A 13989-nucleotide genomic window follows, 5' to 3' on the forward strand; every position below is an offset into this window, starting at 1 on the left:
GATGAGGTACCTGCCGTAGAAAGAAAGGCGTCCAGGTTGAACAGAACCTTAAGTTTTTCAGGATTAATGCCAACCCCATTATCTTTTACGTAAAAAGTGATGGTACCCGGGTTCTCATTAGTTAGTGTACCACATTCCACAATGGAGTTTGGATGAGAGAATTTAATGGCGTTGTGAACCAGGTTTCTAATCACAAACTTAAACATATCTATATCTGTTTCAATGCTGGTAACGCCAATGGTTTTATTCCGGAGCTGGATGTTCTTGCCACTTGCAAGGGAAAGTAAAGACTCAAAACAGTCGTTGATAATAATATTAGGGTCAAAAACAATTTTTTTAACTTTCAGTTGACCCAGTTGTGATTTTGCCCAGGTAAGCAGGTCTTCCAGTAATTTATAGGTCTGTTCACTGGCTTCCATAATCCTCTTGGTAAACTCCCTGATTTCATGAGGCCCAAATTCATCAATTTTTTTGTTCAGCAACGTTGAAAAACCAAGGATGGCATTGAAAGGATTTCGGATGTCGTGGGCGATAACCGAAAAGAGCTTGTCTTTTGTGTCATTTAGCTGTTTCAACTTCTTTTCGCTGGCCTTGAGTTCCTCCTCCATGAGGTGCTTTTGCGTAATGTCGATAATCAGGCCAACCGCCTCGGTATGGTTACCGTTGACTGTAGATATGGAGGACGCAAATAAATCGGCCCAAAACGTCTTGCCGGTTTTAGTGATGAATCTTCTTTTTACATTAAAATTCGTAAAGGTGTTGTTCTCGAATACCTGATTAAATTTCACTACGGCATCCTGTACTTCTTCTTTTAAAACAAAGTCGAAATAGTTTACGCCGGCGATATCGTCATCCTTATCGAAATCAAACATATCTTTAAGGCGGGAATTGGCCATTTTTATATTTCCTTTGTTATCGATTACGCCAATTCCCATTATGGAGTTCTCGAAAATCGCATTGAGCCTGTTCTTCTGTTCCTCCAATGATTTTTCGGCCATCTTAAGTTGCGAAAAATCCATGCCCACACTTTGATACTCAACGATGTTTCCATCTGAGTCTATCAGTGCCCGATCAACCCACTTTTGCCATCTTTTAGACCCATCCGGAAGTTGAACTTCCTGCTCGTATTCTATGAAAGGATTCCTGGGCGACAGTTTTTCTAATTGTCGTTTGTACGATCCTCTTTCGTCTTTTTCAAGTAAATTGAAAATATTAACCCCAATAAATTGTTCAGGTGTTTGATTGAAATATTTGGCATAATAGCTATTCACATATCTGATCATTCCCTCGGTGTTAAACCGTCTAATGAGCGCTGGAGAATCCTCCACTAATGTTGAATAACGTTGCTCGCTTTTCTGGAGGGCCGAAATGTTGTTTTTATATTGAGTGACATCGTGAACGTACATGCAGAATCTTTCGTTTTCCAGAGGAAAAGTGCGCATGTTTAAATGTTTGTTGATGCTGTTGAAATAAAGTTCGAAGTCCTGTTTTTCTATCAGCATTTCAGCTGTGCGGGCAGCGATATCTGGGAAATCAGGGAGAAATTGCTTTAAGGATAATCCAACCAAGCCTAATCGATTAAAGACCCCTCCGGCTATGGGGTTGGCTTTTAAAACAATTAAATCGGTAATCACATCATCGGTGAAAATAGGTCTAAACAGTATTACTCCAACTGGCGCATTGTCAAATAATTCATCTAACAAAAACTTTTCCTTGTGAAATTGCTCCTCCAGTTCTTTTTTGTAAGTGATATCATCTTTAATCGCTATAAATCCATCTAACTTGCCATCATTTTTAATAGGGGATATTTTGGCATCCTCCCATATTAATCTTCCCGACTTAGACTTATTTAGGAATACGCCCTCCCACGTTTCGCCACTCATTATCGTCCGCCACATTTCTTTGTAAAAATGCTCGTCGTGGTAATCGGTTTTCAGTATTCTGGGATTGATGCCAATCACTTCTTCGCGCGAATAGCCATACTTGCTTACGAAAGCATCGTTGACATACCGCATGTTCCCCTTTATGTCGGTAACAACAACGATTGTCTCAAGTTCATTTAAAGCTAATTGCAGTTCCTCAAATTGAATCATAATCCCGTTTGTGCAGTGCGAATGTAATAATATACAATAACGGAATTTTATTCTTTTTGTGCAATATTAAATGATGAACCTGGGGGGTATAAGGGTGAACCGGCAAAAGAGGCTGGCTAAAAACTATCATTACGGGGTTGGGCGAGGATTCTTTTCTTGCAGGTCGTATAATAATGGGAAATTACTTACTTTGTAAATAAAAATGGCTAAGGACAGACAACCCCATATCGGAATTTTTGGCAGAAGAAATTATGGTAAAAGTACGTTGATCAATAAGCTTGCAGGGCAAGAAATAGCCATAGTTTCGGAAGTGGCAGGTACGACTACCGATCCTGTTAAAAAATCTTTTGAAATTACAGGTTTCGGTCCGGTTGTCCTGATCGATACGGCCGGATTTGATGACCAAGGCGACCTTGGCCAAAAACGAATTGAGAAAACAGATAAGTGTATTAAACTGATCGATTTGGCAATTCTTCTGATAAGCGATAATGTAATTGATGAAAAGGAGCTTCAGATAATTCAAAAGTTTAAAGATCACGATGTTCCGTTTATCATTGTGTACAGTAAAAGTGACCTGACAACCCCAATAGATTCTATTGTAGCTAAGGTAAAAGCCTTACAATGCGCCGATTTTTTAATTTTTAATAAAGACGAAGACATCACTGATTTAATCAAATCTATTAAAACAAGTATTCCGGAATCTGCTTACACCAACCCCAGTTTACTGGGCGATGTTGTTAAGCATGGGGATATCGTTCTGTTGATTACCCCCATAGATATTGAAGCACCCGAGGGACGTTTAATACTGCCACAAGTGCAGGCCATTCGCGATGTGATAGATAATGATGCGGTGTGCATAGTGCTAAAGGAGCGCGAAGTAGATGCTTTTTTGATGAAGACAAAGATAAAACCTGCTTTGGTCATTACCGACAGTCAGGTGTTTTTAAAGGCAGACGCATCCGTCCCTAAAGATATTCCTTTAACCAGCTTTAGTATAATGCTGGCACGTTTTAAGGGGGATTTTGGGAGCTACCTGCATGGGACACCCCAGCTATCAAAGCTTGAAGATGGCGACCGGGTATTGTTGTTGGAGTCATGTACACACCATGTTTCGTGCAACGATATTGGGCGAAGTAAAATACCGCGATGGATTTCCAATTTCACCGGAAAGCATCATGAATACGATGTGGTTTCGGGCTTTGACAATTTGCCCAAACCAATAGAAAGTTATGCCATGGTTATTCAATGTGGTGGCTGCATGATCTCGCGAAAGCAATTAATAAACAGATTGAAACCGGCTTTGGATGCGGGCATTCCTGTGACCAATTATGGAATGGCCATTGCTTATGTATTAGGGATTTACAATAGGGCGGTCGCGCCATTTGTGCGAATTGAAGAGAATGCTGAGGATTATTTGTAAAAGCGATGCTTCAAGAATATTGATTTCATCGTAAAGGTTATACCTGAATCCGATATAATCAACTTCCAGGCGGCAGTGCCAAGTGGTTGAATGCGATAAATATGCCGGACTGGATCTCATGCAGATTCATGCTGAAAGAGTGGTTAAAAACATAACATTCGGCTAAGTTTTATGGTTCATCACATCATTCAACCGGTAGCCTAGTTTTAAAAGTTGTTCCGGTTTTAGTAACTGCTGGAGTGTTTCCGGGTCCACTAACTGAAGCCTTTTGTTAGCTTCTAATATGTTACATTTTTCTTGGTTCATCAGGTCGGCCAGTTTGGCTGCTTTATGATAGCCTATGTAAGGTGACAAAGCGGTGGTGACCGATGGATTCAGAAGAATAGACTCTTCGTCGGGGACTTTTTTAAACTGCAAACCGTCAAGTAAATTGTCTTTAATGGTCTTGTTACAGGAGATCAGTAGTTTAATGCTTTCCAATAAGGCATGGCCAACGGTTGGAAGGTAGGCGTTTAAATCCAGGCATCCCTGGGCGCTCAGGCTACTTATCAATTGGTCGTTGGCATATATTTTATGCGCCGATGAAATAACATATTCCGGAATAACGGGATTTACCTTTCCGGGCATGATAGAACTGCCTATTTGTTTTTTAGGCAAGAATAACTCCCTGTTTTTAAACAGATCTGATCCCAAAAGCCTCAGGTCGGAAACCATCTTTTCCAAATTTACGGCATGCGCTTTAAGGGTAGCGTGCACTTCTACAAAACTATCCAGATTAGCTGTGTTGTCTGATAAGTTTTCGGAACGCGTTATGGGCAGTCCGGTCAGTCGTTGAAGTTGGTTTACCACCTCCATAATAAAAAATCCCGGGATTGATATTCCGGTCCCAATGGCACCGCCGCCCAGGTTTACCTCCTTAATTCGCTCGAAACACTTGCTTACCCGCCACCAATCGCGCGACAGGGCATTGTTGTAACCGCTAAACAGCTTATCGTATGAAGAGGGGACTGCGGCCTGCATTTGGGTATAAGCCTGTCGAAGTGAGTTGCGGGTTTGCCCCTCGGCTTTTTCCAGAGCCAGCAGCACTTGGTTGATTAATTCATCCAACTCTTTAAAAAGGGTTATTGCAGCAACCTTTAAAGCAGTAGGTATAACGTCGTTTGTAGATTGATAAATATTGGCATGCTCAATGGGGTCAACCGTTTTGTAATCCCCCAATTCCCTACCCATTTTTTGTAAGGAGCGGTTGGCAATAATCTCGTTTACGTTCAGGTTAATACTGGTGCCTGCACCACCCTGCATGGCAGGGACTATAAAATGTTCAAAACAGTTTCCTTTACTGACTTCGATGGCGGAATCAATTAAAGCATTAATGACTTCATCGGAAATATAATTCAGGTCTTTTTGGGGATATTTGTGACGGGCGGCCTTTTTAAACTTTAGGTATGTCTCGTAACAAGCTTGCTTTACGGTTCCTACTGCTCTATACCACTCTATATGGAAAGTTGTTGAATCCGGAAAATTTTGCCTTGCCCGCACGGAATTTATTCCGTAAAGAGCATCCGCTGGTATTTCACAAGAACCGATAAAATCTATTTCAGTGCGCATAGGTTTTTAAGGAGCTAAGGTTTTCTAATGAGATTATCAATAATAGCAATCATTTCGTGGCATGGTTTAAACAGCGGTTCAACAGTCTCCTGGTTCAATTGATAAAGATCTTCGTAATCTCCTGTTGCCAGTTCCAACTCATAAAGCTTATCTCTGAACTTACATTCTGTTTCTAAATCTGCAGTGTAATAGGTTAAGATTACAATATCCCAATCCGAATAATGTCTTTGATCGATCCTGGCTTTGGAGCCGTAAAGTATGTTTTCGGCATTATGATCAATTTCGGCAACATACTCGCGAATTAACATACTCATTTGTTGTGTTTCGCGTTTCATGAGCTAATAATTTTACCTCTTTGTAAATTTAAGGAAATTATCTTTTTAACCTGTTTTATACATGAAAATTACGAATAAGGCACCCAAGGGCGAACCAGCTAAGGCTGGATCGAGGGATAATCAATCAACCAACATTTTTAATTTATTTATCCCTGATGTACCGCATACATCTTCACATCATCTGCCGTAATATTTTCGTTACTCAGGATAATTAACCTTTCAATCACATTTCGGAACTCTCGGATATTGCCTGTCCAACTTAATTTTTTAAGTTCTTCAATCGCCGAATCCTCTATCTGCTTTTCGGCTATGCCCAACTCGGCACAAATAATAGTATTAAAGTGAGCTGATAGCAAGGGAATATCTTCTTTTCGATCGTTAAGTGCCGGAACGTGGATAATGATTACGCTTAGCCGATGGTACAAATCTTCACGGAAGTTATTTTCTTTGATCTCCTCTTTCAGGTTTTTGTTGGTGGCCGCTAACACTCTAACATCCACCTTTATATCCTTGTCGCTACCTACGCGGCTAATCACGTTTTCCTGCAGTGCCCTAAGGACTTTGGCTTGGGCGTTCAGGCTCATATCGCCGATCTCATCCAAAAAGATAGTGCCTCCATTGGCCTGTTCAAATTTGCCTTTACGTTGTTTGTGGGCAGAAGTAAAAGCGCCTTTTTCATGACCAAACAGTTCGCTTTCGATAAGTTCCGATGGAATAGCTGCGCAGTTTACCTCGATAAAAGGTTGACCGGCACGATTGCTTTTTTCGTGAAGCCATCGAGCCACCAATTCTTTTCCCGTACCATTACTTCCGGTAATCAGAACCCGCGCATCGGTGGGGGCTACTTTGTCAATCATGTCCTTTACCCTGGTGATAGGCTCCGATTCACCAATCATATCGTAGGTTTTGCTCACCTTGCGTTTAAGTACTTTGGTTTCAACCACCAGATCTTTCCGCTCCTGGGCATTGCGGATGGTGACCAACAACCGGTTCAGGTCAAGAGGTTTTTCAATAAAATCATAAGCTCCTTTTTTGATGGCCTCCACAGCAGTATCGATATTTCCGTGCCCGGAAATCATCACTATGGGGATGTCGCGGTTTTTGCTCATGATTACATCCAATACCTCCATGCCATCCATATTGGGCATCTTGATATCGCACAGGACAATATCGAACTTATCTTTTTCAAAAAGTTCAATGCCTTCCTCGCCATGTTCGGCCAGTGCAACCTCATGTTTTTCGTATTCCAAAATATCTTTTAGCGTATTGCGGATACTCCTTTGATCGTCGATTACCAATATTTTTGCCATACCGTATTCTACAATTTATGATTTAATATCTGATAAATAGCTCCTTCCTTCAATGCATAGTTGCATTGATAAAGTTCGTTTAATCTTAAATGTTCGACCATAAACTTAATAAAAATAGTAGCCAACACAATCATCTCAACCCGGTGTGGATCCATTCGCTTCATTTTCAGGCGCTCTTGGATGTTGCTATTGAGGTATTTAGCATGAAGGTGTTCAAAATGTTCTTTGTTGATTTGGTAGCTGGTCAGTTTGCTCATATCTAAATATGGGTGTTCAACCGCCGCAATCATCGCGGCAATGGTATCAAACGAGCCGGAAGAACCTATTAGTTTACAAATTTCATGTTTCTTCAGTTCATCAAATAATAGGCCCAGATTCTCGGCAATAATTTCTTTAACGTGTTTTACTTCCGATTCTTTTATTGGCTCAGAAGGTTGCACCTGATCCAGCATTCTGGCAGCTCCCAGATCAAAACTATGTTTCCAAACAATCCCATCTCTATTGGCGATGATAAACTCGGTACTTCCCCCGCCAATATCCATAATCAGCACCTTTTCTTTTCCAATGGGTACAACCTGTTTAACACCATCATAAATTAATTCGGCTTCCTTGGAACCCTGAATAACCTTGATATCCAGATTAAATTTTTCTTTTACGGCGGATACAAATTCTTCCCCGTTATCGGCTGACCTGATTGCCGAAGTGGCAAAGCAATGAATGGATTCTACACGGTATTCATTAATCGTATCTAAATGCGTTTGAAGAGCTGTAAATCCACGCTCAAATGCTTCCGGAGTAATGGTTTTGTTGTTGATCCCCCCCTTGCCAATCTTGGCGGGATATTTTGTTTCGAGAAGAATGGTATAGTTGTTGTCTTTATTTACGTTGGCAATCAACAGATTAAATGTGTTGGTGCCTAAGTCTATGATTGCAATTTGCATATTTAAAATCTATTTTCCGGCTTGAACAAACCATTTCCAAATTTCTTTATAGCTCACTTTTTTGCCGTACATCAATATTCCGGTCCTGTATACCCTTGCGGCAAACCAAGTAAACAATATGAACGAAGCCGTTAGGATAGTCATGGATAAAATAAGTTCCCATGTATCCACATCGTACGGTATTCTCGACATCATCACCACAGGAGAGGTTAACGGTATCATGGAAAACCAGAAAGCAATATCGCCATGTGGATTTCGGAACACGGCCATGGCCACGTATATGGAAAGTATCAATGGCAGCAAAACCGGCATTACAAATTGTTGCGTTTCTGTTTCGTTGTCGATGGCAGATCCGATAGCAGCAAAAAGTGCCGAATAAATCAAATATCCTCCGATAAAATAAAAGATAAACATTCCCAATATCAAAGGGAGGTTGGCATCCTTGATGATTTTTATTATTTTATTGATGCTTGCTTCAACGTTTTGCGCTTTACTGCTGGTGGCTGAAGTTGCTTTATGGTCGTTATTTGTTTCAGAAACCTCCACTTTATTTACAGTGGTTAAAAAAGTAGACTGAACGGTGGTTACAACGCCTACGGTAAGTATAATCCATAAAAAGAACTGCGTAAGTGCCACCATCCCAATACCGATAATTTTTCCCATCATCAATTGAAAGGGTTTTACGGATGATATCATCACCTCAACTATACGACTAGTCTTTTCTTCAATAACCCCTCTCATTACCTGGGTGGCATAAAGAATCATGATCATATAGATAAGAAAAGCCGAAGCCATTCCGATAAAAATGGCGAATTCGGCACTACTTTGTTTTTCGGAACCATCCTCGTCGAGGCGAATGGTATTGATGCTTACCCTTAACTGATTGATTTCTTTTATTTTGGAATCTAATCCTTCAATGTTGTAGCTCTCTAACTTAAGCTGGCGCAGATGACCATTTAAATTACTTTTGATGTTCTCGATTACATCCATGGTAATTTGACCATCGGAATACAAATGAACGTTGGGTTTTTTTTCCAGTAAATCCTCGCGTATTACCAGCAAAGCATCAAATTGTTTGGCCAGCTTTTGCTTGTCCTGGCTGCCCTGTTTGTCGGTAAGGGTTTGGTATTTTATGTATTGCGTGCTTTTTAGGGCTGTCGCATAATTTCCGGTAGTATCATCAATGGCAATAACTTTTTCCTTGGTGTCCTCCTGCGATGTTAACCAGGCAGGCACAATCATCATGGCGGCGAATATAACGGGGCTTAAAAGAGTCATGATGATAAAGCTCTTCTTTTTTACCCGGGTAAAATATTCGCGTTGAATAATTATTAATATCTTGTTCATAATAGGCAGGTAAAAAAGTTATTGTTTGGAGTTTGATTTTTCAACGGCTTTAATAAACACCTCGTCCATGCTGGGCAAAATCTCCTGAAACGACCTAATTTTAAATTCAGGCAGTAGAACTGAGATAAGATGGTTAGTATCTTCGTGTTCACCCATTTTAATTTTGGCCATAAAGCCACCATGGCTTTTTTGGAGGGATTTAATTTCGTAGTTTCCGTTTAATATGCTTTTGAATAGATTATCGTCACCGGTAAATTCAATCATCACTTCATTATTCTTGAAGGTCTGTTTTACTTCATCCACATTACCCTTCAGTATACTTTGGGATCTGTTGATCAGGCAAATGTCGTCACAAAGTTCTTCAACGGAACTCATGTTATGCGTAGAGAAAATAATGGTGGAACCTTTTTCTTTTAACTCTAATATTTCGTGCTTCAGTATACTGGCGTTAATAGGGTCGAAACCGCTGAAAGGTTCATCAAAAATCAGTAATTCGGGTTCGTGCAACACGGTTACAATAAACTGTACTTTTTGCTGCATGCCTTTTGATAGCTCTTCCACCTTTTTGTCCCACCAAGCCCCAATCTCAAATTTCTCAAACCAATATTTAAGTTTTTTGAAAGCGTCCTGTTTCTTCATCCCCTTTAAGCGGGCCAGATACATGGCTTGCTCACCAACCTTCATTTTTTTGTACAAACCCCGTTCCTCCGGCAGGTAACCGATACGGTATATGTCCTCGGGGTTTAAAGGAAGACCATTAAAAAGGATCTCGCCTTTATCCGGCATCGTGATGCGGTTGATAATTCTTATAAATGTGGTCTTTCCTGCACCGTTGGGGCCAAGCAGCCCAAATATTTGATTTTTAGGAATCTGAATGTCGATGTTGTCGAGTGCCAGGTGGTTGGCATATTTTTTTACCACCCCCGAAGCTTCCAATAAGTTCATAATGGGAAATTAGGTAATAAATTTTCTCAAAAATAAGATTTTAACCTGAACTATTTAAGAATTGAGGCATATAATAGTACATAGTATTTACCCCGGAGATATGGAGGCATAAGTAAAAAGTAATAACGTATCCGCTCAAAGCTAACGGGTAGCATCCTTATTTGCAAGATGCGGATTCAGAGTGACATCCTTATCTGGCCGTTTTACCCCTTCTGACCAGAACTATTCCATATTCCTTTTCGATAAATAAAAAATAGTTGTAGAGTTGATAGTTAAGGTCAATGCCATAATCGATATGGGGGCTGTAATCAATCTGGGTTTCAAAGAAGTCGCCATACCTCATCGGGTTATTGTGGCGGATATTCCATTCGGTAACATACTGAATATTCCAGGTTCGATAATATTCGTTTGAATAGAAGTCTTTGGGTGGTTGGGTTACCAGAAAGCTATCGTATCTGGTGTCGAAGATAATTAACTCGTACTCCGTAGTATCGTTTTCGCTTTCGTTGATTATGGCAGTCTCGGTGTCTACTTTTGATACTGGTTTGGTGCTGTTGCACGCAATGGCAATCAGACCCGTTAATAGAATGTATATTGTTAGTTTCATAGCTGTAATAATAAGGTGGATATTTCCTTAAAGTTACAAAAAAAGCCCCAAGAATGAACATCTGAGGGCTTTGCTATTTTTGAACAAGGGATGTTTTATTTTTTGCTTTCTTCTATCAATTTGATAAATTCATCGAACAAAAATTCGGTATCCGTTGGCCCACTGGAAGCTTCCGGATGAAACTGAGTGGAGAAAAACGGTTTAGATCTGTGTTTGATGCCCTCGTTACTTTTATCGTTAATGTTGATAAACAAAGGCTCCCAATCATCAGTTAATGAATCATTATCCAAGGCATAACCGTGATTTTGCGATGTGATATAACAGCTATTGGTGCCTACCTTAATGGCTGGGTGATTATGGGCACGGTGACCGTACTTTAGTTTGTATGTGCTTCCTCCTGAGGCTATTCCTAATAACTGATTACCAAGACAGATTCCAAAAATAGGCTTGCCGATTTCAATAGCTTTCTTAATGTTCTCCACCGTTACAGAACACATTTCAGGATTGCCCGGTCCATTTGAAAGCATGATGCCATCATAATCCTCCTGGGTAAAATCATAATCCCAAGGAACCTGAACGACCGTGGTGTCTCTTTTTAACAGACAGCGTAATATATTATACTTCGCTCCCGTATCTACCAGTATAACTTTGTGTTTTCCTTTGCCAAAAACCTTGCGCTCTTTTGTACTTACCTGAGCAACAAGATTATCGCAGTTAGGGTCATATTGTTCAATTTCTTCGTCATCAATTAATATCTTTCCTAACATTGAACCTTTTTCACGAAGGATTTTTGTCAATGCGCGTGTGTCAATGTCAAAAATACCAGGTACCTCGTTTTGGATCAACCATTCGCGAAGCGAGTTTTTGGCATTCCAGTGACTGTACTCAAAAGAATAATCGGAAATAATTAATCCTGAAATATGAATTTCGTCCGATTCGTAAAATAATGGAATCCCGTGTTCCTCGGTTTCATCTTTGGGCACACCATAGTTCCCAATCAACGGGTAGGTAGAAACCAAAATCTGTCCCTTGTACGATGGGTCTGTTAAACTTTCGGGATAACCGGTCATGGCAGTGTTGAAAACAACCTCACCGGAAATTGATTTATGATATCCGAACGACTTTCCTTCAAAGACAGTTCCATCTTCGAGTACCAATTTAATTCCTTTTATTTCAGGCATAACATCAAGATAATCCATTAATTAATACAGAGTTGTTTTAAGTAGCAACACTCAAAACCTCCATTGTTTATTCCGGGCGCAAAGGTAGTAAATAATTACATTTTGAGCTAATAAAAGATACCGTTATGTATAAATATTAGGTATATTAAATAATTGCGTATAAATATGCATTCGTTGCTTGGGTTATTCTTGTGTCACAAATTCTGATATTGTGAGGAAGTTGTCTTAACTTTAAAGTATGTGTAGTTTAGATGTTCAATACAGGTCCAGTAACTTTTTTAGGGGTTTGAGATATTCATTATGTTGGTTTCTTTGGTTTTTACATCTTACAACGGCATCTCAGATTAAACCTGCCGACAAACCGATTTTTATAAGTTTAGGTGCATACTATGGTTCTTTTCGGGTTCATACCGATAAACTATCGGCATTTAAAGGGGTTACACCTAGAGGGGTAGAGGTGGAATTCAGTCGATGGATACTGACCGAACAGGCCAGGCAATCCTTTGGTATCTTTCCCAAATGGGGTGTAGGGTTAAATTATGTGGATTTTGGTCATGCCGATCTGGGATATTCCATTAATGGGGTAGCCTATGTGGAACCTTTTTTAAAGGCTCATGGCAATTTGCGCTTGTCGGGCAAGCTGGGAACAGGTTTTGCCTATCTGAACAGGCCATACCAGGCCCAATCAAACCCGTTAAACAGGACTTATAGTACAAATTTTTCGTTTCCCTTGGTTGGGGGTATCAGTGCTTATTATTTTTTTACTAACAGTTGGGCGTTAAAAGCCAATGCGTCGTTCCGTCATATTTCAAATGGCGGAATCAAAAAACCTAATTTGGGGATTAATTATACAGTAATCGGGCTGGCCATAGAGCATACATCAAACACCTATGTTATGCCTAAAGCTTCCAAACTTAATCCGTATGAAAAAAACAAAAGAAGTGAAATCTTAATGGGTTATTCTTGGAAAAAGGATACGGTAAATGATCATAAAAAAAACGTGGCAATGCTTTGCTTCAACAGAAGTTTCAGAGGTGGTCGAATAAATGCCTTTACGCTTTCCGCAATGATGGAGTACCAACAAAATCCGGGAACCCGAATTGCAATTGACCAGTGGAGTATAGCACCTTTGATAGGCAATGAATTTTTAATTGGGGATGTAAGGTTCGGACAGCAGTTGGGGGTATATCTGCTGCAAGGTGCGACGGCAACCAACAATGTATTCCAGCATTACTATTTGCGATATTTATTGAGGAACAAGTTTACTGCCGGAACAAATTTAAAGGTGCATGGAAGGGTGGCGGATTATTTGGCTTTTCAGGTTGGGATTATACTTTAGTTTATAGGTTTTATGATAGAGTATATGAATGAACCAGGATAGGACATCTGATTTTATTTTTTTATCGTTTTTACATGATTGTTATGGGCGGCAATTATTTGAGCGATGGAGTTGGAGAAATCTCCGTAGGCGTCATTCGCTTGCTTCATGGTATGAAGGTAAACGATTAAATGGTTGTTTATAGTATTCAATATTTGTTTTTTAATGGATGTGGCACTTTCTTTCATACCCATCCTAACCATTTTTGATTTGTCACGTTTTTGGGCCTGTTCAAAATCTTTTTGTGCTTTCTTTAAACTTTCGCAAATCTCAAAACAGGAAGGTAGCTCAACAATGGTAGCTTGAATATCCGGCTGAGCTAAATCTTTAAGCAATGCATTAATTATTGACGACTCAATTGCATAACCTTCGTTAATCATACCCATACCGTATTTGTCGAATATCAGTTTTAACTTTTCGGCCGCTTTTTTAATGGTATTGTTGGGATGGTGTTTAAAACCTTTTAGCAGGTGATTGAATGAGCGGATTATATCGTCACGGTTCATGTCTTTTTCTTCGAGTTTCGAATCGGAGTTTGTTTGATTGATTGCTTCTGATAAATCCTCCGATTGTATGGCCAGTTTACCGAACAGGTTGCTAAGGTACACATCTGCACTCAAATTACTCTGATCAAATGCGGTTATCATAAGTTTGATGCTGGCGCATACATCCGTGTTTCGGCTGTGATTTATTAGTTTTTCTGTCATGGCGCGATGAATTATAAATGCAGACTGATATTGTATTATCAATGTACAACAATTTACCCAATAAATAAAAAAGGCTGTCTGATATTTCCCCCACAGACAGCCTTTTCATTACCCAAT

At 39.9% G+C, this 13989-nt stretch carries 12 protein-coding genes; 2 read left to right on the forward strand and 10 right to left on the reverse strand.

Annotation, left to right across the window (positions count from 1 at the left end; genetic code table 11):
• Positions 1 to 2093 (reverse strand): PAS domain S-box protein (locus ACRD64_RS15645; RefSeq protein ID WP_430934390.1); only part of this gene is annotated, 2093 nt, incomplete at its 3' end.
• A 202-nt stretch (positions 2094 to 2295) separates the two neighbouring features.
• Here ACRD64_RS15645 and hydF point away from each other — a divergent pair.
• A complete protein-coding gene (gene hydF, locus ACRD64_RS15650; protein ID WP_430934391.1) occupies positions 2296 to 3513 on the forward strand; it encodes a [FeFe] hydrogenase H-cluster maturation GTPase HydF in 1218 nt (405 codons plus the stop codon).
• A gap of 162 nt (positions 3514 to 3675) precedes the next feature.
• Here hydF and ACRD64_RS15655 read toward each other — a convergent pair whose 3' ends face one another.
• The 8 genes from ACRD64_RS15655 to carA form a co-directional block, all read right to left on the reverse strand.
• A complete protein-coding gene (locus ACRD64_RS15655; protein WP_430934392.1) occupies positions 3676 to 5121 on the reverse strand; it encodes a lyase family protein in 1446 nt (481 codons plus the stop codon).
• Between the two features lie 14 nt (positions 5122 to 5135).
• Positions 5136 to 5456: a nucleotidyltransferase domain-containing protein gene (locus ACRD64_RS15660; RefSeq protein ID WP_430934393.1), complete on the reverse strand. Its 321-nt coding sequence runs from the start codon at positions 5454 to 5456 to the stop codon at positions 5136 to 5138.
• A 146-nt stretch (positions 5457 to 5602) separates the two neighbouring features.
• A complete protein-coding gene (locus tag ACRD64_RS15665) occupies positions 5603 to 6766 on the reverse strand; it encodes a sigma-54-dependent transcriptional regulator (RefSeq protein ID WP_430934394.1) in 1164 nt (387 codons plus the stop codon).
• Positions 6767 to 6774: 8 nt separating this feature from the next.
• Entirely contained in the window at positions 6775 to 7707 is a 933-nt protein-coding gene (locus ACRD64_RS15670) for a phosphatase (protein ID WP_430934395.1), read from the reverse strand.
• Between the two features lie 9 nt (positions 7708 to 7716).
• Positions 7717 to 9054 carry an ABC transporter permease gene (locus tag ACRD64_RS15675; protein ID WP_430934396.1) on the reverse strand — a complete coding sequence of 446 codons (1338 nt, stop codon included), beginning with the start codon at positions 9052 to 9054 and terminating at the stop codon, positions 7717 to 7719.
• A gap of 18 nt (positions 9055 to 9072) precedes the next feature.
• Positions 9073 to 9999 carry an ABC transporter ATP-binding protein gene (locus tag ACRD64_RS15680; protein WP_430934397.1) on the reverse strand — a complete coding sequence of 309 codons (927 nt, stop codon included), beginning with the start codon at positions 9997 to 9999 and terminating at the stop codon, positions 9073 to 9075.
• Positions 10000 to 10189: 190 nt separating this feature from the next.
• Positions 10190 to 10606 (reverse strand): DUF6146 family protein, encoded by a 417-nt coding sequence (locus ACRD64_RS15685; RefSeq protein WP_430934398.1) that lies wholly within the window; start codon positions 10604 to 10606, stop codon positions 10190 to 10192.
• A gap of 95 nt (positions 10607 to 10701) precedes the next feature.
• On the reverse strand, positions 10702 to 11805 hold the full coding sequence (carA, locus tag ACRD64_RS15690) for a glutamine-hydrolyzing carbamoyl-phosphate synthase small subunit (protein ID WP_430934399.1): 1104 nt from the start codon (positions 11803 to 11805) through the stop codon (positions 10702 to 10704).
• 220 nt (positions 11806 to 12025) lie between these two features.
• On the opposite strand from carA, the gene ACRD64_RS15695 reads away from it, so the two are divergent.
• Positions 12026 to 13126, forward strand: a complete 1101-nt coding sequence (locus ACRD64_RS15695; RefSeq protein WP_430934400.1) for an acyloxyacyl hydrolase — start codon at positions 12026 to 12028, stop codon at positions 13124 to 13126.
• A 53-nt stretch (positions 13127 to 13179) separates the two neighbouring features.
• Here ACRD64_RS15695 and ACRD64_RS15700 read toward each other — a convergent pair whose 3' ends face one another.
• On the reverse strand, positions 13180 to 13872 hold the full coding sequence (locus ACRD64_RS15700) for a DUF6261 family protein (protein WP_430934401.1): 693 nt from the start codon (positions 13870 to 13872) through the stop codon (positions 13180 to 13182).
• Positions 13873 to 13989: the final 117 nt, after the last annotated feature.

Source organism: Saccharicrinis sp. 156 (assembly GCF_050589685.1).
Lineage (GTDB): Bacteria > Bacteroidota > Bacteroidia > Bacteroidales > Marinilabiliaceae > Saccharicrinis.